We start from the raw sequence: 21965 nt of genomic DNA on the forward strand, positions 1-21965 counted from the left end.
CCGTCCCTTCCGCATTTCTCCTCGAAAGCCTAGGCGCGGCCGGAAAATGAAACGTTGTGTTCTGCTATCGAATTGATTATGATCTTTACAAAAGGATCTTCAAAGGAGCTTGTCATCTTGAGATATTATGTTCTTGACCGTGGTGATCAATTATCCGCCGAATTAAGCGAGTCCTTCCATAAACTCGCAGCCCAGCAAGGTCTCGAGCTGGATGCGAAATCCCCGGATATCGTCGTCTCCATCGGCGGAGACGGTACGATGCTTCATGCCTTCCATACGTTTATCGATCAAATCTCCTCTATCGCTTTCGTCGGGATCCATACCGGCCATCTCGGTTTCTACGCGGATTGGAAGGCCGATGAAATCCCCGAGCTCGTTCAGATGATGAGCGGCCATGCCGACCCGGGACTGCTCAAACCTCGGATCGTCCGCTATCCGCTCATTGAGCTGGAGATCCGGAAAAGGTCGGAAAACGCTACCTACATATGTTTGAACGAATTTACGCTAAAAGGCGTGGACGGCACCGTAGTCGCTCAAGTGGACATCAACGACCAAATGTTCGAGATGTTCCGCGGCGACGGAATTTGCGTATCTACCCCGTCCGGCAGCACCGCTTATAACAAGAGCTTGGGAGGCGCGATGCTGCACCCTACGATCGAAGCGCTGCAGGTGACGGAAATCGCCTCGATCAACAATCGCGTGTTCCGCACGTTGGGCTCGCCGCTGGTCCTGCCTAAGCATCACCATTGCGATATTTACTCGCGCAAAGAACAAAATCTGCTGCTGACGATCGACCATGTCAATTTGCCCATGGATGATTTGATTTCCGTGCGCTGTCAGGTGTCCGAGCAGAAAATCAGCTTTGTCCGTTACCGCCCGTTTCCTTTTTGGAATCGGGTACGCAATGCTTTCCTGGGATAAGAAACCGGACAAGCTCCGAAATACTTTAGTAAAGGAAGAATAGAATATGATCATGACTTATATCCGCAAGTACGCCTTGATTCCCCTGTTATCCCTAACCCTGCTGGGCTTGCCGCAAGCGGCCGGTGCAGCGGATTCGGCCGGTACGACCGGAGGTTTGGTCGTCAACCTGAACGAAACGGCGGAGAACTCCGATCTCCTGGTGCTCCAGGAGGTTCTGGACTATTTGGAGGCTTACAATATCGAGGGCGTGGAGCGGCAAGATTTCCTGGACAATGCCATCCGGGGCATGGTCTATTCGCTCGATGATCCGTATAGCGATTATTTTACGCAGGAAGAACTGCAAAGCTTTGAGGACGGGTTAAATCAAGAGTATGTCGGGATCGGGGTCACGCTTCGTTATCATTCGGATCACATGTATGTCACCGATGTGCTGAAGAATTCTCCCGCCGCCAAAGCGGGGATTCTGCAGGGCGATATCATCACCAAGGTGGACGGGCTTCCGGTAACAAGCAGCGAAGATACGCTGCGTATCCAGGGGGAAGAGAACACGCAGGTCAAAATTACGGTAAACCGCAGCGGACAAAACCTTGTTTATCCGATTACCCGAGGCCAATTTTCGCTTCCAGCGGTAACCTCCAGCCTGATTCCCTCCAGCAAGGTCGGATATATTGCCGTCTCCTCGTTCAGCGAAACGGCGGACGAGGAGTTTGCGGACGCATTGAAGAGTCTCCGCCAGAAAGGGATCGGCTCGCTTGTGCTGGATCTGCGCGATAACCTGGGCGGCTATGTGGAATCAGCGGCCAATATTGCCAAACATTTCATGAAGGAAGGCATCCTGATGTACACCGCCGACCAAAGCGAGGAGCTGCAGCCGGTAACCATCACGAACGGCGAAGATATGGGCATGCCTGTCGTTATCCTGACCAACGCGCTCACGGCCAGCGCCTCGGAAATCTTGACGGGGGCGTTGCGGGACAACGATCTCGCCACTGTTGTCGGATCGCAAACGTACGGCAAAGCGCGTATCCAAAACGTGTTCAACCTATCCAACGGAAGCTCCCTGAAGTTGACCGTGCAAGCCTACCTGACGCCGAATATGGAGGATTTTAATCACGTCGGGCTGAAGCCGGACATTGAAATCGACAATAACGCGGCTGCCCAACTGATTACGGGCTTGTATCAAGCGGGGGTAAGGCATATGGAAGTCAGCGGCGGGCCTGCGACCTTGAAGATCAACGGCACGGCCTTCCCCGGATATATCGACGTGATCCAAAATGGCAACAAAATTTATGCCCCGGCCCGCATGCTGGCCGCCTTGGCGAAGAGTACGCCGACCTGGTCTTCCAGCTTGCAAAAGCTGACGATCACGGACGGCAACGGCAAGCCATCCGGCTTTACCGTAGCTGGCAAAACGGTCAAGCTGGTAGACAACGAATCTTATCTCGAGCTGCATGAATTCCAGAAGAAAGTGCCGAATGTGAGTTGGAGTTATACGCAAGGCCAATTGAAATTATCGTTCAAATCATAATCAGTCGGTGCGAAAAGCCAACTTAAAAAACGCCTGCGGAATGCTTCGTTCCGCAGGCGTTTTTGTGTACCTCGTTATTACAGTCTTCTTTAATTCGCCACCAAAGTTCTCTTCCATACTCCAAGGATAAGCGCGGAAACGGCCGAGCCGATCAACACCGCGAGCATAAACAGTAAAGCATGATTGGCGAGAACCGCAACGAAAATGCCGCCATGCGGCGCAGGAACGTTAATCTTCCACAGCTGGGTCAGCCCTCCCGCGATCGCCGAGCCGAGAATACAGGAAGTCAGCACGCGCAACGGGTCGGAAGCGGCAAACGGAATGGCGCCTTCCGTGATAAAGGAAAGGCCCAGTACGTAGTTCGTCAACCCGGATTTGCGCTCCTGTTCTGTAAATTTGCGCTTAAAGAACGTAGTCGCCATAGCGATCGCCAGCGGAGGAACCATCCCTCCGGCCATGACGGCCGCCATCATCAATCCGTTGGTGTTTCCGCTCGACGTAAACACCCCGATCGCGAAAGTGTAGGCCGCTTTATTAAAAGGCCCTCCCATATCGATCGCCATCATGCCGCCCAAGACGAGTCCAAGTAGGACCATATTTCCGGTACCCAGGTGATTCAACGCATCAATCAGTCCAAGGTTGATGTAGCTGAAGATCGGATCGATTACGAAGAACATGACGGAGCCCGCGATCAACAGGCCGAATATAGGATACAGCAATATCGGTTTCAGGCCTTCAAGCGCTTTCGGCAATCCGGCAAAAACCTTGCGCAGCCCGATCACCACATACCCGGCCAGAAAACCAGCCGCAAGGCCCCCAAGGAAGCCAGCGTTGGAGTTGACCGCCATCAGACCCCCGACCATCCCCGGCATCAGGGCCGGACGGTCGCCGATACTAAAAGCGATGAAGCCGGCCAGGATCGGAATCAGGAAATGGAAGGCTCCGGTTCCGCCGCCGATCGTTTGCAGCAGTTGGAACAGCGGGCTGTTCTCCCCGGCAACCTGCTCAATCAGGAAGGAGACCGCGAGCAGGATCCCGCCGCCTACGACAAAAGGCAGCATATGAGAGATTCCGCTCATCAAGTCTTTGTAAATTTTGCTGCGCCCGCTTGGGCCGCCAGCTCCGTTTTCCGAAGGCGCACGGCCTTCGCTGCGGTAGATGGGCGCCTCCCCGTTCACCGCTTTCCGAATCAGCTCCTCAGGCTTGCGGATGCCGTCGCTGACCGATCTTTGCAATACCGGCTTACCGTCAAACCGGGCCATCTCCACGTTTTTGTCAGCCGCTACAATAACGGCTTTGGCGCGGCGGATTTCATCGGCAGTCAGCACATTTTGCGCACCCTCAGAACCGTTGGTTTCGACGCGAATGCGCACCCCCATCTCCCGGGCTTTTTTCTTCAATGAATCTTCGGCCATGAACGTATGGGCGATCCCTGTCGGACAGGCGGTAACCGCGACAACGAACGGCTCCGCGTCCACTGATCCGCTGGTCTTGTCGGTAGTTTGCGCCCCGTTCCTAACGGCATCCCCGCCGGTCTCATTGATGCTATCGCCGCTGTTCCCAGCGGCACCATTCGCCTCCGCCTGCTTGGCCGCCTCTTCCTCGTTCTGTCTGGCGTCAAATAAAGCCGCCACTTCATCCGGTGTTTTCGCGTCCTTCAGCTTGGCGATAAAATCACCGTCAATCAACAGCCTGGAAAGTGCGGCCAGTGTGCGAAGATGGGGATTTCCCGCGCCTTCCGGGGCGGCGATCATAAAGAACAAATGAACGGGCTCGCCGTCCAGGGAATCGAAATCCACCCCTTTGCGGCTTTTGGCGAATACGACGGTCGGTTCATTCACGGCCACGGTCTTGGCATGAGGCATGGCAATTCCCCCGCCGATGCCGGTACTTGATTGTTCCTCACGTTTGAAGATCGCTTCTTTAAACTTCGCGGAATCATTGATTCTGCCGCTTGCCGCCAGGCTGGCGATCAACTCGTTGATCGCTGCCTCTTTACTCTCGGTCTGTAAATCCATAATCATCGTTTCTTTGATCATCAGGTCCGTAATTCTCATGGTACACACTCCTCTAAAAGGATCTATCAAGCTCTGTTGCGTTCTGACATGGTTATCCCTTGATTACTTTTGTTTTCTCGGTTATCGGCCCGCGCCAGGAGTCCGGCAGCGATTCGGTGATGAGAACCGCTTCCTCCAGATCGAACAATTTCGCAAACGCGATATCGCCGATCTTGCTCGAGTCGGCTAGCACATAGGTGCGGCCGGAAAGCTGGTGAGCTCGTCTTTTAATGAGAGCCTCCTCCGGATCGGGCGTAGTGTACCCCATCTCGGCATCAACTCCGTTCGTCCCCAGAAAACATTTGTCGAACCGAAAATTATCCATGTTCTGAAGCGCTATGCTGCCGATAACGGCTTTGGTATGCATCTTCATCATCCCGCCCAGCAAATAGCTTCTGATGTTTTTGCTTACGAGCGCTTCGACATGGGACAGACCATTCGTTACGACGGTTACATCCTTAGCTTCAATAAAGGAAATCATAGCCAACGTGGTGGTCCCGGCATCCAGATAAATGCATTCGCCATCCACAAGCTGGTTTGCTGCCAAACGGGCGATGAGATTTTTTTGTTGAATGTTTTTGAACGTTTTTTCCTCAATACCCGGCTCCCATCTTTTCTGATTCACCAGAGTAGCACCGCCATGAATCCGCTTCAGCAGTTTCCGATCCTCAAGGTCGACAAGATCGCGCCTCACGGTTGATTCCGAAGCGTCAAGCAGCTCGACCAGCTCCTGGAGCTTTACGACACCACGTTCTTGTAAGCGCTTGATAATTAATTCGTATCTTTCTTCTGTAAGCATTTTCATCCTCCATCCGCTTCTATAATATCATATTATCTATTAAAATCAATCATAACAATCCATAAACGTTCGAACTCATTCAAAACAAGAACAACCGTAGATGGGAGGTGTGAAGTATACAGGGGTGCGGGAACGGATGTGAAGAATTCGGACAGAGGAATACGATACGAGGGATGCGGATATGGGAAGTAACGGTTGGAAGTGGGGAGAGAAATGCAGAGAAGATGAATGCCGACTGGAAAACAGGATATGAGAACCCAGGAAATGCGGGGCAGAAAGTGCGGATGTCGGAATACGGGAGCGGGAAGCGCAATATAGAAAGCTAGCTAGGATAGGGGGAGTGAGGACAGAGGAAGAAGAGGGTAGGGGGAAGAAAGATGCGGAAAGTAAGTTTGAAAGCGCAGATGTTCCAGTGAGATACAGCCAACTCGCGGAAAAACCTGCAAGAATGCAGCTTGTTTCCTCCGGTAACATGCTTTCCCTACAAATTTCTGCAAATGTACAGGTATTTGGAGCTTATCAACGCAAAATGGGCTCGAGGCTGAAAAAACCTGCATTTTTGCAGGAATTTCAACATACGCCGCCCTACAAACCCGGGTCTCCTCCCCAACCTCGAACGCAGGCAACTACTTGTGGACACTTGCGGACTACTTGTAGACTACTTGTGGTTCGTGCCGTGGGCCGCCCCCGTTTCCGCATGATTGTCTTTCGTCTTCTGCAGCACGAAATATTTGCAGCCGAAATTGCAGTACTCGTTGATGTAATCCGTTATACCGGAATACGCCGTATCCCGGTTCGCCTTCGGGTGATTATCCCGCAGGAAGCCCTTCAGGCGGAGCTTCTCGTAACCCCAGTCGCCGATAATGTAATCGTAGCGGTCGAGCACTTCGCTGTATCGTTGCTTAAATGCCTCCGGATCCCAGGCATCCTTGTAATTCTGGATAAGTTCATAAGTTCTGCCGCCGATTTGAATCAAGGGCGCTTCCTCCTTTGCAAACTTCGCTTATGACATTGAAGCCGGCTGGCTTGCTTTGCTCTTGGCCGAGTTGACCTGTTCATGAGCATGATAGGAACTGCGAACGAGCGGTCCGGATTCCACGTGGCTGAAGCCGCGCTTCATGCCCTCTTCCTTCAGTTCGGCGAATTGCTCCGGCTTGTAATAGTTCTCCACGCGCAGATGCTGCGGCGAGGGCTGCAAATATTGGCCGATCGTCAAGATATCGCAGTCCACAGCCCGCAAATCGTCCATCGCCTGAAGAATCTCGTCCCATTCCTCGCCGACGCCCAGCATAATGCTCGACTTCGTCGGGATGTCCGGCTTCATGGCCTTGGCCCGCTGCAGCAGCTCCAGGGAGCGCCGATATTTCGCTTTGGCCCGCACGCGGTCGGACAGCCGTTCGACCGTTTCGATATTGTGATTCAAAATATCGGGCTTGGCTTCCATCACGATGCGCAAAGCTTCTTCATCGCCCTGAAAATCGGGGATCAGCACCTCGACGCTGCAAAGGGGCAGGCGTTCGCGCAACGCGGCGATCGTGCCGGCAAAAATACTGGCCCCGCCGTCCTTCAGATCATCGCGGGCTACGCTCGTCACGACGCAATGCCGCAAATTCATTTGCTCCGCGGCCTCGGCGACGCGCTGCGGTTCCTGAAGATCCAATTCGGTCGGCAGGCCGGTATTGACCGCGCAGAAGCGGCAAGCACGGGTGCAGATATCGCCTAAAATCATAAACGTGGCCGTGCGATTGGCCCAGCATTCATATATATTCGGACAACGCGCTTCCTCGCACACGGTATGTAAGGTTTTGGAGCGCATCATATTTTTGATGTCCTGATAGTTATCGCCTGTAGTTAGCTTGATACGGATCCAATCCGGTTTCGGTTCCTGGATTTGTTTTGCCAAGGCACAAGACCCTCTTTCTTTTGAAATAAGCCGTAGCGCCCTTTATTATACCATGAATCCGCTGGAAAAACCTACTTCGCGAGATGGAATAAAAACACAGCCTTTGCTCCAACCTAAGGAGGCACTAATAACGTGCAAGAAAACCCGGTGAAGGAGGAATTCTTACCTTGAGGTCTCATCTGCTTACCCGCGGCAAATGGTTCCGGTGCTTAGCATGCTTAGGCCTGCTGATTTCTTCGTGGACGGTCCCCGGCCTTGGCGCCGCCTATGCGGAAGCTCCGGGAAAACCGGCCGCGGACGCTGCCAAAAGCGTTTACGAGCTGCGGCGCAGCTTATATGAGGAAATGGAAATTCTGACGCAAATCCCCTGGTACTGGCTCGCCGCGGTCGATCAGTACGAACGCACGATCACGCCCCGCAAGGAGCAGCAGCAGGACGATCGTTTGACCGGGTTTCGCTTCAGGGAAGCGTTCTGGTCGGGTCCGTTAAATCCCGATCCCGCGGACCGGAATCCGGCTACGATCGGATTATTTGGCGGCATCGGCAAAGACGCCACCTCCGACGGCGAGGCCGATCCGAATAACGACCGGGACGCCTTGTTCACGATGGCTTCGTACTTGCTGGGCTTCGGCTACAAGGAAGATGATTTCCGGATCGGACTGTGGCGCTATTACCAGAGCGACTCGGCTGTGGAGCGCATCCGCCAGTTCGCCAAACTATATAAAAATTTCAACCGGCTGAATCTGTCGGACAGCGCCTTCCCGCTTCCGTTGCGCAGCACCTATACTTACCGCGATACTTGGGGAGACCGCCGCGGCTGGGGTGGCCTTCGTACCCATGAAGGAACCGATTTGTTCGCCCCGATGGGCGTAACCGTCCGCAGCGTCTGCTACGGCATCGTCGAAACCAAGGGCTGGAACCCATACGGCGGCTGGCGGATCGGTATCCGGGACATTAACAACCGATATCACTACTATGCGCACCTGCAAGGGTATGAAAAAGGCATCGAGATTGGCCATTTCGTAGAGCCGGGCCAAACCATCGGCTGGGTCGGCAACAGTGGTTACGGCCCGCCAGGAACGGCAGGGAAGTTCCCGCCTCATCTGCATTATGGCATCTATCGGGATACCGGGAACACAGAGTGGGCCTTCGACCCTTATCCGCTGCTGAGGAAATGGGAGCAAGCCGATCGCTCCAACAAAAATAAAGGGGCGTCCAAATAGCAGACGCCTCTTTATTTATGCTCGCCATCCCCGTTCGCTCCCGTGTTCTCGGATTCTCCCGTACCCGTGCCTTCATTCGGATCGACTGCATCCGTGCCTGCTTCGCCTGAATCGTTCACGGAACCCGGCAGAATTAGGCCGCTTTCCGGTTCGTCGGATCGCTCATTTGCCTCATCGCCCCCAGGCAGCGCCGGAAGAGCGATATTCGGCGCACCCGCTTGGCTCCCTACCGGATTGCCTTTGCTGTCGTAATAATACATCGGCACGTCGCCGACAACGAGCAAATAGGATACCGGAATTTCCGTCTCCACCGCCTGAGACTCCATGTCGAAGGGAACGACGACGGCCAATTCCGTTTTGACCCGTAGGAACACCTCCACCAAAATCATGTTGATTCCGGCATCCTGCCGCCGCGTATTCAAATCCACCTTGACATCGCCTTTTGGCTCGATCTTGATCGGAATGCTCGGACCGAAGGAAGCGAGGATCGGACTGCCGAGCGCCTGCCCCAGCGGGATGGACTCCGACAGCCGGGACACCTCCTCCAGCGTGTGGCGCACCGTTTGGATCGTTTCGGAAGTCACCTTCATATGAGCCGAGTAGTTCAGCATAAAGCCGGTAATTTTTCCGGTATTATCGGTTTTCCAATCGATCAGCTCCCCGACCTGATGCTGGTTTGCCACCTGCGCGCTAATCGCGTCGTTAATTGAATCCGTGGCGATTTGCTTGACACGGATCTGCGCCAGATGAACGATCGGTTCCGTCATCCGGCGTTCGACATATTGAAAGAATTGAATGATTCCGATGACGGCGATGATCACGATAGCGATCCAAAGCTTCCGCCTGCTGCCCGGACGTCTTCGTTTCCGGCTTCGCCATCCGCGTCGTATCCGCATGTTTTAGCCCCCCCTGCTGCGGTCAAACTTCTCTACAAGTTATGCAGGACTGGGCAAAAAAAGAAGGACGCGCTGGTGGAACGGAAACATGTGTGATTTGTCTCTTGATTTTTCATATCCATTTGATTTATAGTACTTTAGTACCATTTTTTTTGGATATATAGGCCCGTGATTTCCTTCAATAGCTCTCATGATTTGTGATATAATATTCAATGTCATGTATAAATATACAAGGGGATCAACATCATGAACAGCTTGAAAACACTGTACCAAGTCACCGGAGAATTACAGAAAGATCAGCTTCATTTCAAGATAACGCCGTGGAAATTGCTCATCGAAACGAACCGTTATTACGAGATCAAGCCCATGCACGGATCGGTCAAGAGGCTGTATAAAGAAAAGCTGAACATGGCGATTCATGAAACGAAATCCTATGCCGACGGTATCCTGATGGTTTCCGCCTTCTGCCGGGAGGAGCACATCGAGGAAATCCAAACGATTCTCATCGATCAATTGGCCTCAAAAATCAACAATTATTTAAAGGACCTGGAGCTAAACCAAAAAGCGCTGCACTTCAGGCTGGGTTGCCAAGAGAGCGGCAGCTATACGTAGTAAAACCCCCGATAACCACAGTGGATTGGTTTCGGGGGGGTTTGCCTCTTAATTACATAGAGCCTTCAGACTAAACGATACACTCACGTAATCGCCCTGCTGAGACGGGATTGGTAAGCCGATGGCCAGCAAACGGTCGCCTCGCAGCACGAGACCGCTCCCTTCGACTTGGTACGTGCGCTCCGGATCCAACCCTTTCAGACGTAGCCTGCGTTCGGGCGCATGGGGCTCCGCCAATACCTTGAAGTAAAACACCAGCGCTTCGCTCCGGTCATCGGAAACGAACATCCAGGCTGCTTCCTGTCCGGCAAACGGGCTGACGAGCCGGTAAAGCTCCCCTTGCTGCACTAAACGGCGAATCTCCTTGTATCGCCGAATTTGCTCCTTGGCCAGCTCCTTTTCCTCTTCGCTGAATCGGGTCAGGTCCATCTCGTAGCCGAAGTTGCCGGACATCGCCACCTCGCCTCTCATTTTCAGCGGAGTTACTCGCCCGACCTGATGGTTCGGCACATCCGATACATGGGCCCCCATGGCGCTCACCGGATAGACGAAACTCGTTCCGTATTGGATTTTCAAGCGCTCCACGGCATCGGTATCGTCGCTCGTCCACGTCTGCGGCATGTAATACAGCATACCGGGATCAAAACGTCCGCCACCGCTCGCGCAGCTTTCGAACAAAATATTTGGGAAGCGGGCGGTCAGCCGCTCCAACAGCTCGTACAAGCCCAAGATGTGGCGGTGGGCGATCTCCAACTGACGTTCCGGATCAGCGGCGGCCGAACCGATTTCGGTTAAATTCCGGTTCATGTCCCATTTGATGTAAGCCACCGGCACGGTGCTGAAAATACTGCTCAGCGTTTCATAGATATAATCGCGCACCTCCTGGCGGGAGTAATCCAACACCAGCTGCCATCTTGCTTCCGACCTGCGCCGCCCCTCCACGTGAAGACACCAGTCGGGATGCCGGCGGTACAACTCGCTGTCGGGAGAGATCATTTCGGGCTCGACCCACAGCCCAAACTGCAAGCCAAGCGCGTTCACCCGATCCGCCAGGCTGGTCAAACCTCCGGGCAATTTCCGCAGGTTCGGCGTCCAGTCGCCCAGCGAGGAGCGGTCGTCGTCGCGACGCCCGAACCAGCCGTCGTCCAGGACGAACAGCTCGATTCCCAGCTCCGCGCCCGCTTTGGCAATCGATTCGATTTTGTCCGTATTGAAGTCAAAATAGGTCGCTTCCCAGTTGTTGACCAGAATCGGGCGCTCGCGGTCGCGATGGACGCCGCGGCACAGCCGGGTCCGGTACAGCCGGTGGTAGGTTCTCGACATCTCGCCAAAGCCGCCGGAGGAGTAGACCATCACCGTCTCCGGCGTCTGAAACGCTTCGCCAGGCGCAAGCTGCCAGTTGAAATCAAACGGGTTAATGCCCAGGCTCACCCGCGTCGTCCGGAAAGGATCGACTTCGGCGGAGGCAAAGAAGCTGCCGCTGTAGACGAGGCTGAAGCCATAGACCTCTCCTTGATCTTCATCCGTGCCGGGCGAAGCCAAGGCGATAAACGGATTCAGCGGATGGCCGCTCGCGCCTCGACGGCTTTCCAGCGTAGTGCCGCCGGGCCCGAGCGGGCGACGCTGCAAATGGGTTTCCCGACCCCAGGTGCCGGCCAGGTACACCGCGTCCAAATCCGCACGCGGCAGATCGACGCTGGCGCTGAGCGCACGCAGCAGTTGCAGTGGCCGCTCGCCTTGATTTTCAAAACGCACCGATCTGGCGACGGCCGCCGAATCGGCGAATACGCTATAGCTTAACTTCACGATCAGACCGCTGTACGCGTCCCGGAGCTCAAGCTCCAGCGTTTCCCCTTCGTACTCATGTTCGCAATACACCGTCGGCAGCCCTTCCAGCCGAGGTTTCCCCTTCGTGATCCGGTAGCCGCTGTAAACCAGCTCGGTAATCCGGCTGCCGTCGCTTAACCGCACCTGATAGGCCGGGCTGCGAAAATCGCCGGTTCCGTATTGCGGATATTCCTGCGGCAAACGGTCCAGCGACAAATTGCCCGCCGGATCAATGAAGTTGTGCGGCTTCTCCTCAAAGGCCAGCCGCTTTCCCCAATAAGCATGCGCGGGATAACCGTTAACCAATTGCAAGATGTAGCTGGTATCTTTGGACTGTAAATGAAAGATTCCTTGCTCCTCATATACGCGTATCGTCATAATAAGGTTCCTTTCTCCTCGCATCGTTATCTTTAATTGTTATGCCGTCCGATTCACCTACATCTTACTGTCCGCCATCGCGGAGCGTAAATGGAACATTCCTTTGAAAATATGGCATAATGATAGATGAGTTCGTACTACTCCTTATTTCCTCAATTTCTAAACAAGGTGATGATGTCATGATGATAGAATACTTCGCCAACCACACCCCATACCGGGATTTGCAGATGACGCAGTTCGGGATTCAGCAGTGTCCTCCTTTGCACGACCACGGACCGGCAGTCCGCGACCACTATCTGATCCACTTCGTGCTCGAAGGTTTCGGCCGGTTCGAAGCCGGTGGACAGTCCTACCCGCTTCAGCCGGGCCAAGCCTTCCTCATCTGCCCGGAGAACGTCACGTATTATCAAGCCGACGAACGGCAACCCTGGCATTATTGCTGGGTTGGCTTCGAAGGAGTGCATTCGACGCATTATCTAAGAGAAGCGGGGTTATCCAGCGAAGCCCCGATCCATCCCGCCATTCACCCGGAATTTGTCAGCCGCCAGATCGAGCGCATGGCCGAAACCAGGAATATGGCCGGCGGACGGGACCTGCGCCTGCATGCTCATCTGTATATGCTGCTGTCCCATTTGGCCGAAAACGCTCCGCTCCCGCTTTCCCGGCAATCTGATACTAGCGACCGGCGTGACCTGTACGTGCGGAAGGTCGTCCGCTTCATCGAAACGAACTATGCCAACCGCATTAACATCGGGCAAATCGCCCAATTCGTGGGCCTGGATCGCAGCTATTTGACCGCGGTATTCAAAGCGCGGATCGGCAGCAGCATCCAGGAGTACCTCATCCGTTACCGCATGGAGAAAGCCTGCGGGCTGATGGCCAACTCCCTGTTGAGCATCGGCGATATCGCCCGCTCCGTAGGCTACGAGGATCCTCTGCTGTTCTCCAAAATGTTCAAAAAGGAAATGGGCTGCTCGCCCCTTCATTATCGTCAGGCCCGTTCCGCCGATCCGGATGGCGAATCGTCTCCCAGGCTTTGGCCAATTCCCGGAAATGAGCAATAAAAAAGGCGTTATTCTCCCGCTTGAGCCAAAACGGCTCAGCCTCACGGAAAATAAAACGCCATCTCCAGCGACGCACACTTCAATTTGTATAACTATCTCGGGTGCAATCATCAAGAGGATGAACCATTCTCTCCTAATAATTAAGAGTAATTCGAAGTAAGTCTTCGATCATTTGTCGAAGCTCCGACGAATTTCTGGCGACGATTTTAAAACCACGCATGGCGCTTGTTAAAAGATGCGCCAATTTTTCTGGTGATAAACTGTTTGGGTTGCCACAGGATTCGGACCTCGATTTCAAAATAGAGATCAAAACGACCTCAAGCTTATTGTAGCTCGCATCCAGTGCCTCCTGAGCAAATACGAAAGAGCTGTCGGTTATTTCTTTCATCTCTGGCGAGTTTAACGATTGATTGAAATTGTTTATCGACCATACCTCGAATGCATATAAAATCTTGTCTTCATGCGTTTTCTTGGAAGAAAGTCCTTCCACTATTTCTTTAATAAGTGTGTCTCCATAATGGAGAATCGTTGCGTTAAAAACTTCCTCCTTGTTCTTGAATTGCAAATAAAGACCCGCACGCGAAATACCGGCTGCCTCTGCAATTTCATTCATTGACACTCGCTTATAGCCATACTTGAAGAACACGTCCAATGCTACGGATAGTATATGAAGCTTCTTTTTATCGTCCATAAATTCATTATTATACACTTTACAAACATTGTCTAGTTGTATATTATAGACATATAGACAGTATTTGAATTTTGTCTAAATATGAATTAAAAAGGGAGCTCGATCATTATGAAGACAACCATATGATACCCAACCCACTACAACTCATTTAGGGATTATCAACAGACGGCCGGCTTTGAAATTCGGTGATCTAGCACTTTTCAACCTTAAGAACATTGAGCAAAGCACTTACACATCCATCGGTGCGCAGTAAGTCCAATGCTGGAGGGTGAAAGCGGAGTTACTGTGAAAACGTGAAATCGCACTTATTTAATACATTTAAAGGAGAATTTATTATGACAACTAAGCAAAAACCCATCGGCTCCGGCTTTGGAGCTTCCTCGACAGCCGAAGACGTCATCAAGGGTATCGATCTGGCAGGCAAAATTGCCATTGTAACCGGCGGCTATTCCGGACTCGGTCTTGAGACTGTGCGTGTTCTGCGGTCTGCTGGCGCCAAGGTCATAGTCCCGACGCGTGACCGCAACAAAGCTACGACCGCGCTTGCGGACATCGATGGCATCGAAATTGAAGTGATGGACTTGCTGGACCCAGCCTCGATCGATGCCTTTGCAGAAAAGTTCCTTGCCTCTGGCCGGCCGCTGCACATCCTGGTAAACAGCGCAGGCATTATGGCATCTCCCCTGACCCGCGATTCACGTGGGTATGAATCGCAATTCGCGACAAACCATCTGGGCCATTTTCAGCTTGTAGCGCGGCTTTGGCCAGCACTACGCAAGGCGAACGGCGCGCGGGTAGTCACGGTTTCTTCCTGGGGGCATCACTTTTCCCCAGTCGTATTCGATGATCCCAATTTCGAACGACGCGACTATGACCGGTGGGAAGCCTATGGTCAGTCGAAGACGGCCAACATTCTCTTTTCGCTCACGCTCGACAAACGCGGCCTGGCCGATGGGGTACGCGCCTTTTCCCTTCATCCGGGAAGTATCGTTGGTACTGGTCTAGAAAAGCATCTTTCGAGGGAGGAACTACAATTGTCGGGCGTCATCGACGAGAACGGATTGCCGGTCCTCGACCCGTCGAAAAATCTTAAGACGGTAGGACAAGGGGCTGCTACCAGCGTATGGTGCGCGACTAGTCCACAGCTTGACAATATGGGTGGCGTCTATTGCGAGAACTGTGATATTGCCCCTCTTGGGCAGGATGCCGGGTCAGAATATCATTTGGACAACAATTCAACATTAACGGATTCCGGCGTAATGCCATACGCAGTCGATCCAGAAGCGGCCGATCGACTTTGGGCCCTTAGTGAACAGTTGATAGATTTAACATTTGCAATATAAGAATAAAGTGGTTAGGCAGCAGAATGAATTTACTTGTGAGGGCGTAAAGTTGCGATTTAGCGGCAGTTTAAGCAATTGATAACTGAAACCCTACAAAAGACAAATGGCAGCAAAGCCTTGTTATACAAAGGTTTTGCTGCCATCTGGTTATCTAACTCACAATTCGCGCGGCGATCCCGGCGGCGGGGCATAATGCCGCTGCCGCATCGCTTCGTACAGCAGCACCGAAGCAGCCATCGCCACGTTAAGTGATTCGGCCTTGCCGCGCATCGGAATCAGCAGGCCGTCGTCCATCAGTGCGCGGACCTCCGGGCTGAGGCCGCTGCCTTCGCTGCCGAACAGCAGCCACACCGGCTGCGTAAAGTCGTAGGCGAAGCAGTTCTCCGCCGCTTGCAGGCTGGTACCGGCGAGCCGGATGCCCCGCTGCTTCGCCTGCGGCAGCACCTCCGCCAATTTGCCGTGCACCACCGGCAAATGAAACACCGAGCCCATCGTGGCGCGCAGCACCTTGGGCCCGTAGATGTCGGCGCAGCCCGCGCCGACGATCACCCCGTCCGCACCGACCGCGTCGGCGCTGCGGATGATCGTGCCGACGTTGCCGGGATCCTGCACGCCGTCCAGCACAACCACCAAACTCCGCACCTTTGCCAGGAGCGGAGCCACCGTCCCGCGGTCCTTGCGGACGACCGCGAACACCGGCTGCGGCGACTTCGTATCGCTGCATTTGGCGATGACGGCGGCGGATACGCCGATCCAATCGACATCCAGCCCGGCGGATGCCGCCGCCTGCAGCTCGGGCGGAATGCCGCCGCCGATGTCGTAGCAGACGCATTCCACGTCGGCTCGTGCCTGCAGCGCCTCCTGTACGAGATGAAGGCCCTCGATCAAATATTTGCCTTGCTTGTCCCGGTTTTTCTTCTCGAGCAGTCCCGCCCATTCCTTCACGCGGGAATTCTGCGGAGATAAAATATCCATGCCTGATTCATCCTTAAAATTAAAGTAGACTTATATGAGATCAAGCGGGCTAAGCTTCCGCGTAGGCCAGCTCCAATTTGATCAAATCGTTTTTCTCCCCGACGATGACGAGCACGTCTTCTTCCGTCAATCGATCGGTCGCGGCAGGCGAAATGTTCATTTTGCTGCCCCGTTTGATCGCCATTACGTTGCAGCCGAAACGGGCGCGAATGTCGAGCTCGATGAGGTTTTTGCCGACCATTGCCCGGGGGACGCTCATTTCCACGATGCTGTACTCTTCGGAGAGTTCGATGTAATCCAAAATGTTGGGCGAGGTTAAGTGGTGCGCTACCCGGAGTCCCATGTCCCGCTCCGGAAAAATGACTTTGTCTGCCCCGATCTTTTGCAGCACCTTCCCATGCAGCTCGTTTTGCGCCTTAACCACGATCAGGGGGCCGCCCATATCCTTCAAAATCAAGGTTGTCAAAATACTTGCTTGTATATCTTCGCCTATCGCCACGACAACTACGTCAAAATTGCGGATCCCGAGCGCGCGAAGCGCATCCTCATCGGTGGAATCCGCCGAGACGGCGTGCGTGACCAGATTCGCTACGGCCTGTATGTTATGCTCGTCCGCATCGATAGCCAAAACGTCAAAGCCCATTTTGCTGAGTGCCGTTGCCACGCTTAATCCAAATCGGCCCATACCGATGACGGCAAACTGTTTTTTGGCTGTTTGTGCCATATTTTCACCACCCGAAACAATTTCCATTCGATTTAGTATACCACACCTTAAAAGTACGGTTCAAAAAGTCAGCTATTTAGCACCGAAGCGTATGCTTCCGCAGGAGTCGTGATAAATAGATGACCCTGAATTTTCGCCTAAAGGATCGGGTACATTAAGGCTGGGAAAGTAACATTTCAAGGAGGGAAAAGGCATGCCATCGATTACACTCGATTTGCGCCAAGCGGTGATGCACAAAATCCACGGCAAGGATGAGCAAGGGCTGCGGGAAATGATCGAAGGGTCGATCGACGCCCAGGAGGCGGCGCTGCCCGGACTAGGTGTCGTGTTTGAAGTCATGTGGAAGCATATTGATGCGGCCGAGCAAAACGAACTCCTGTCCGTGCTCAAAGAGCAAGTGGATCATACCAGCCTCACGCCATTGAAATAAATCTGCCCTGAAAAAAACAAGCGAGCCTTCTGCCCGTCCTCAGACGGACGGAAGGCCGCTAAGATTACTTCTCCGATTGATCCGAAACGCGTTGAATATTCCGCGCCGCTTGAAGCTCCACCCGCTCCAATGTTGTATTTCATACAACATTGGAGGCGCAAAAAGGCATAATAACCCCAGATTGTTGTATTTAGTACAATAATCTGGGGTTATTTTTGGCCTGCAGCCGCAACATTGTTGTACTTTTTACAACAATCCGGCCCACAAATCCTGGATCCGATTTCATTGTTGTACTAAATGCAACGTTTTCCCTTCACGGAAGTTTTTATAACTCAGCTGACGAAGCCGGTACGCTGGACTGGGCAGCCGCTTTGCCGCAACCGATCAATAGGATGCACAAAACGAATCGCAGCTTTGCTCATCGAAAAAGCGGCCCCAAATAGGGCGGCCGAACCCCTTCAGCGTGGCGGTGGTCCGATTAAGGCGCGGTCTCCAGAAACTTGGCGTCCGGATTCTTCTCCATCGCCGTGCGCATCGCATATTCGTTTTCGAACAAGGCGACAAAATTGCCCTTCTTGTCTTTCACCAAGGTCGAATTGATCCGGAATTTGGACGGGTCGATCTTGTCGCCCACGATCCAGCGCGCGAACTGGAACGGCATCCGCTGCAACTGCACGTCCACGCCGTATTCGCCTTTCATCCGGTATTCGAACACCTCGAACTGGAGCTGCCCGACGACGCCCAGCAGCGTATCCTCGAAACCGACCGTCGTAAACACCTGAATCGTGCCCTCTTCGGTCAGTTGGTCGATGCCCTTCTGATACTGCTTATGCTTCAGCGCATTCTTTACCGTCACCTTGGCGAAAATCTCCGGCGAAAACGTCGGCAGTTCGTCAAATACGATTTCGCTGCCTTGGCTGAGCGAGTCGCCGATCCGGAAAATCCCCGGGTCGAACAGCCCGATGATATCCCCCGGATACGCCTCGCTGACGATATCGCGGTCCTGGGCCAAAAACTGCTGCGGCTGGGACAGCTTGATTTCTTTGCCTGCGCGCACATGCTTAACGGACATCCCGCGCTCGAACTTGCCCGACACGATGCGCAGGAACGCAATCCGGTCGCGATGCGCCGGGTTCATGTTCGCCTGGATTTTGAACACGTAACCGGAGAATTTCTCGTTCGTCGGCTCGATCATGCCTGACGTGCTCCGGCGCGGCTCCGGCTTAGGCGCCAGCTGGAGGAAATTCTCCAGGAATGTCTGCACGCCGAAATTGTTGACCGCGCTGCCGAAAAAGACCGGGGTCAACTCGCCGCGTATCACCTTCTCCAGATCAAACGGGTCGCCGGCTACGTCCAGCAACTCGAGATCCTGGCACAGCTGGTCGTGGAGATATTCGCCGGCCATATCGCGGATGACCGGGTCATGATAATCTTCTACCTTCTTTACCTGGATCGTGGAGTGATCATCGCCTTGGAACAACTCGACCTGGTTTTTCATCCGATCGTAGACGCCGGACAATTCCCGGCCCATGCCGATCGGCCAATTCATTGGCACGGAGCGGATGCCCAATACCTGCTCGATCTCCTCCATGAGCTCGAACGGACTCCGGCCTTCCCGGTCCAGTTTGTTGATGAACGTAAAAATCGGGATTCCGCGTTTGGCGCAAACCTGGAACAGCTTGATCGTCTGCGCCTCGACGCCCTTGGCCACGTCGATCAGCATCACGGCGCTGTCCGCGGCGGTCAGCGTCCGGTACGTATCCTCACTGAAGTCTTGGTGGCCCGGCGTATCCAGAATATTGACCCGATGGCCGTTATAATCAAACTGCATCACCGAAGAAGTGACGGAAATCCCCCGCTGCTTTTCAATTTCCATCCAGTCGCTCGTCGCGTGTTTGCTTGCTTTACGCGCTTTGACCGATCCGGCGAGGCGAATCGCGCCGCCAAACAGCAGCAGTTTCTCGGTCAGCGTCGTCTTCCCGGCGTCCGGGTGGGAAATGATCGCAAACGTGCGCCGTTTGTCCACTTCCTGCTGCAGCGCTTGGTCCAATGCTTTGCTCATGCTCACTTTCCTCTCGTTCTCACAAATTCACGTTCTCTATTGTACCATATTTAGGGCCCTCAGTTACGCAAAAACACCTCACGTCCTTGCGGGACATGAAGGTGTTTTCCGTTTCCTATATCTTATTCGGCAAACGTCCCCATCGGTGACGATCGGCGCACAAGATTTCAATTCGGGTTGACCCATACGACGTTGTCTTCCTCTTGGCCGTTCACCGGCCACCAGTGGAAGCCGTCGTTGGCCAGCAGTTCGTACGCTTCCTTCGGGCCCCAGGAGCCTGCGGGATACGTGTTGATATCGGACGGATTTTGCGCCCAGGCCGCGGCGATCCGGTCGACGAATGCCCAGGCCGTCGCTACTTCGTCCCAGCGGGTGAAATAGGTCGAATCCCCTTGGGCCGCATCGTGGATCAACCGTTCGTAGGCTTCCGGCGAGTTGATGCCCACCAGGCAGCTTTGGCAAAATTCCATGGCCAGCGGTTCGATTTGCGATTCCGAGCCCGGTTTCTTGGCGTTGATCTTGAAGTAAATGCCCTCCATCGGATTCACGCGGATGACCAGCAGGTTAGGCTCAAGCTTGTGCTTTTGGCCTAGATACACGTTCGTCGGCATTTGCTTGAATTCCACGACGACCTCCGTCGTCTTGACCGGCAGCCGCTTCCCGGTGCGGATATAGAAAGGTACTCCGGCCCAGCGGAAGTTATCGACGAACACCTTGGCCGCGAAGTACGTTTCCGTATTGGAGTTCGGATCCACCTTGTCCTCTTCGCGGTAACCCGGCAATTCCTTGCCCTTGCTTTCCCCAGCCGCATACTGGCCGCGCACGACATTCTCTTTGACTTCCTGAGCCGATTCATAAGGCCGCAGCGAACGCAGCACCTTCACCTTCTCGTCCCGGATATCTTCCGGGAACAACCGGCTTGGCGGCTCCATCGCGATCATCGTCAGCATTTGCAGCATATGGTTTTGACCCATATCGCGGAGCGCGCCTGCATGGTCGTAATAACCTCCGCGCTCTTCCACGCCCACCGTTTCGCTCAGTGTGATCTGAATATTGGCGATGTGCTTGTTATTCCACAACGGCTCGAAAAAAGCGTTGGCAAAGCGGATTACCTCGATATTCTGCACCATCTCTTTGCCGAGATAGTGGTCGATCCGGTAGATTTCCTCTTCCTTGAACACCTGGTTCAGCTCTTCGTTCAGCTTCTGTGCCGATTGCAGGTCGTAACCGAACGGCTTCTCGATGACAAGGCGATGCCAACCGCCGCTGCTCAGCATGCCCCCCTTCTGCAGGTTAAACGACACGCTGCCGAACAGCTCCGGCGCCAACGCCAGATAGAACAATCGGTTGCCGGGGATGCCGAACCGCGATTCGACGGATTCGGTCAATTCCCGCAGCTCGCGGTAACCGTCGATGTTGTTGATGTCCAGCGATTTATAGGAGAAATGCTCCGCAAAACGAGCCCAGTGCTCGGTATCCTCGATTTTATATCGGCAGAACTCTTCGATGGAACGATACAGGTCTTCCCTGAACTCCGCTTCCGAACGCGGACGACGGGCCACGCCGATTACGGCAAAATCTTCCGCCAGCTTGCCTTCGCGATATAATGAATAGATGGCGGGGAAGAGCTTGCGCCGCGCTAAATCACCGGTTGCTCCGAAAATGAAAAATACCGCCCCTGGTGTCTGAACAGTTCCCTGAGTTTGATTTTCAGCCATGGCTCCTCATTCTTTCTATGTAATATAGTGTATTTTTATTCAATCATTCATCAAGGCCATAAATTTACGCGGCATCACGAGATGTGATGCCATTTTAGCATATTCGCCCAAAGGATGCCATCACATTAATTTCATAAAAAGAGGGGTTTTCAGAAATTTCAGCTAACATTCATCGGTCTTTCATGCAGATTTCATGACCTGCTGGCCTTATTCTTCCTCGTCCTCCGCGATGATATAACCTTCCGGTGGCCGAACCTCAACGAAACCGGCCATCTGCCGCCCCTGATAGGAGATCGGCCGGCGGCTGCCCGCTATGATCATATTCCGCAACTCATGAGGCGGCTCGGCCGGCAGCGAAAAAACCCGCACATCATCAAGCTCCTCCAGAAGGGTGGTAGCGATCGCGGCAACCAGTCCGTCCCCCGCTCCCCTGCCAAACACGTTCAAGAGGATCAGGCCGCCTGAATGCAGCCTTTCCGCGGCCAACCGAAAAAAGCTCCGGGATACGAGATGCCGGGGCGTTCCCTTTTCAGAGAACGCATCTAGGATAATGCCGTCGTAAATGCCCGGGAGCTCTTCTTCCAGCACGCGCCGTCCGTCGCCAACGCGAACCTGAAGCTCGGCACCATCGAAAAAAAGTCCGGCAAATCTCCGCCACCATTTCATCGATCTCAGCCACAACCACCTTGGCGCCTGCACTCATCAAATGCTTCGGCAACATCCCCGTTCCGAGCCCCGCCATGAAAAACCGTTCACCTGCGGGGGCGTTCAGCTTCAGTAAATGGAGCATGGCCCGCGGATACTCTAGTAT

At 53.8% G+C, this 21965-nt stretch carries 19 protein-coding genes; 7 read left to right on the plus strand and 12 right to left on the minus strand.

Annotated features, from left to right (window positions below):
• The first annotated feature begins 117 nt into the window (after nt 1–117).
• Nucleotides 118–921 (plus strand): NAD kinase, encoded by an 804-nt coding sequence (locus ACQ4N8_RS05230; RefSeq protein ID WP_430703289.1) that lies wholly within the window; start codon nt 118–120, stop codon nt 919–921.
• A 46-nt stretch (nt 922–967) separates the two neighbouring features.
• Complete coding sequence (locus tag ACQ4N8_RS05235) at nt 968–2452, plus strand: S41 family peptidase (protein WP_430703290.1); 1485 nt, start codon at nt 968–970, stop codon at nt 2450–2452.
• Nucleotides 2453–2541: 89 nt separating this feature from the next.
• Here the strand turns inward: ACQ4N8_RS05235 and ACQ4N8_RS05240 are convergent, their stop codons facing one another.
• From ACQ4N8_RS05240 to lipA, 4 genes are all read right to left on the minus strand, one after another.
• Nucleotides 2542–4509: a PTS fructose transporter subunit IIABC gene (locus tag ACQ4N8_RS05240; RefSeq protein ID WP_430703291.1), complete on the minus strand. Its 1968-nt coding sequence runs from the start codon at nt 4507–4509 to the stop codon at nt 2542–2544.
• A 52-nt stretch (nt 4510–4561) separates the two neighbouring features.
• Complete coding sequence (locus ACQ4N8_RS05245; RefSeq protein ID WP_430703292.1) at nt 4562–5308, minus strand: DeoR/GlpR family DNA-binding transcription regulator; 747 nt, start codon at nt 5306–5308, stop codon at nt 4562–4564.
• A 658-nt stretch (nt 5309–5966) separates the two neighbouring features.
• Nucleotides 5967–6284 carry a YutD family protein gene (locus ACQ4N8_RS05250; protein ID WP_430703293.1) on the minus strand — a complete coding sequence of 106 codons (318 nt, stop codon included), beginning with the start codon at nt 6282–6284 and terminating at the stop codon, nt 5967–5969.
• 27 nt (nt 6285–6311) lie between these two features.
• A complete protein-coding gene (lipA, locus tag ACQ4N8_RS05255) occupies nt 6312–7211 on the minus strand; it encodes a lipoyl synthase (protein WP_430703294.1) in 900 nt (299 codons plus the stop codon).
• Between the two features lie 167 nt (nt 7212–7378).
• Here lipA and ACQ4N8_RS05260 point away from each other — a divergent pair, with 167 nt between their 5' ends.
• Nucleotides 7379–8434, plus strand: a complete 1056-nt coding sequence (locus ACQ4N8_RS05260; protein WP_430703295.1) for a M23 family metallopeptidase — start codon at nt 7379–7381, stop codon at nt 8432–8434.
• Nucleotides 8435–8445: 11 nt separating this feature from the next.
• On the opposite strand, the gene yunB is transcribed toward ACQ4N8_RS05260, so the two are convergent.
• The gene (gene yunB / locus ACQ4N8_RS05265) at nt 8446–9330 is read right to left on the minus strand and encodes a sporulation protein YunB (RefSeq protein ID WP_430703296.1); all 885 of its coding nucleotides are present in this window, start codon (nt 9328–9330) and stop codon (nt 8446–8448) included.
• A 246-nt stretch (nt 9331–9576) separates the two neighbouring features.
• Here yunB and ACQ4N8_RS05270 point away from each other — a divergent pair, with 246 nt between their 5' ends.
• Complete coding sequence (locus tag ACQ4N8_RS05270; protein WP_430703297.1) at nt 9577–9942, plus strand: hypothetical protein; 366 nt, start codon at nt 9577–9579, stop codon at nt 9940–9942.
• Between the two features lie 48 nt (nt 9943–9990).
• Here ACQ4N8_RS05270 and ACQ4N8_RS05275 read toward each other — a convergent pair whose 3' ends face one another.
• Entirely contained in the window at nt 9991–12147 is a 2157-nt protein-coding gene (locus tag ACQ4N8_RS05275; RefSeq protein WP_430703298.1) for an alpha-galactosidase, read from the minus strand.
• 179 nt (nt 12148–12326) lie between these two features.
• Between ACQ4N8_RS05275 and ACQ4N8_RS05280 the strand changes: the two genes are divergently transcribed.
• Nucleotides 12327–13211 carry an AraC family transcriptional regulator gene (locus tag ACQ4N8_RS05280; protein ID WP_430703299.1) on the plus strand — a complete coding sequence of 295 codons (885 nt, stop codon included), beginning with the start codon at nt 12327–12329 and terminating at the stop codon, nt 13209–13211.
• 133 nt (nt 13212–13344) lie between these two features.
• On the opposite strand, the gene ACQ4N8_RS05285 is transcribed toward ACQ4N8_RS05280, so the two are convergent.
• Complete coding sequence (locus tag ACQ4N8_RS05285) at nt 13345–13902, minus strand: TetR/AcrR family transcriptional regulator (RefSeq protein ID WP_430703300.1); 558 nt, start codon at nt 13900–13902, stop codon at nt 13345–13347.
• A gap of 335 nt (nt 13903–14237) precedes the next feature.
• Between ACQ4N8_RS05285 and ACQ4N8_RS05290 the strand changes: the two genes are divergently transcribed.
• Complete coding sequence (locus tag ACQ4N8_RS05290; protein ID WP_430703301.1) at nt 14238–15245, plus strand: oxidoreductase; 1008 nt, start codon at nt 14238–14240, stop codon at nt 15243–15245.
• Nucleotides 15246–15401: 156 nt separating this feature from the next.
• On the opposite strand, the gene ACQ4N8_RS05295 is transcribed toward ACQ4N8_RS05290, so the two are convergent.
• Entirely contained in the window at nt 15402–16220 is an 819-nt protein-coding gene (locus tag ACQ4N8_RS05295) for a TrmH family RNA methyltransferase (protein WP_430703302.1), read from the minus strand.
• 49 nt (nt 16221–16269) lie between these two features.
• Nucleotides 16270–16944, minus strand: a complete 675-nt coding sequence (locus ACQ4N8_RS05300; RefSeq protein ID WP_430703303.1) for a potassium channel family protein — start codon at nt 16942–16944, stop codon at nt 16270–16272.
• Between the two features lie 193 nt (nt 16945–17137).
• On the opposite strand from ACQ4N8_RS05300, the gene sspI reads away from it, so the two are divergent.
• On the plus strand, nt 17138–17374 hold the full coding sequence (gene sspI / locus ACQ4N8_RS05305) for a small acid-soluble spore protein SspI (RefSeq protein ID WP_430703304.1): 237 nt from the start codon (nt 17138–17140) through the stop codon (nt 17372–17374).
• A gap of 478 nt (nt 17375–17852) precedes the next feature.
• On the opposite strand, the gene ACQ4N8_RS05310 is transcribed toward sspI, so the two are convergent.
• The 3 genes from ACQ4N8_RS05310 to ACQ4N8_RS05320 all read right to left on the minus strand — a co-directional run bounded on the left by ACQ4N8_RS05310 (nt 17853) and on the right by ACQ4N8_RS05320 (nt 21835).
• Nucleotides 17853–19436 carry a peptide chain release factor 3 gene (locus tag ACQ4N8_RS05310; protein WP_430703305.1) on the minus strand — a complete coding sequence of 528 codons (1584 nt, stop codon included), beginning with the start codon at nt 19434–19436 and terminating at the stop codon, nt 17853–17855.
• Between the two features lie 167 nt (nt 19437–19603).
• A complete protein-coding gene (zwf, locus tag ACQ4N8_RS05315; protein ID WP_430703306.1) occupies nt 19604–21154 on the minus strand; it encodes a glucose-6-phosphate dehydrogenase in 1551 nt (516 codons plus the stop codon).
• A gap of 207 nt (nt 21155–21361) precedes the next feature.
• Nucleotides 21362–21835: a fused MFS/spermidine synthase gene (locus ACQ4N8_RS05320; RefSeq protein WP_430703307.1), complete on the minus strand. Its 474-nt coding sequence runs from the start codon at nt 21833–21835 to the stop codon at nt 21362–21364.
• Between the last annotated feature and the right edge of the window lie 130 nt (nt 21836–21965).

It is taken from the genome of Paenibacillus macerans (assembly GCF_050565405.1).
GTDB lineage: Bacteria > Bacillota > Bacilli > Paenibacillales > Paenibacillaceae > Fontibacillus > Fontibacillus macerans_B.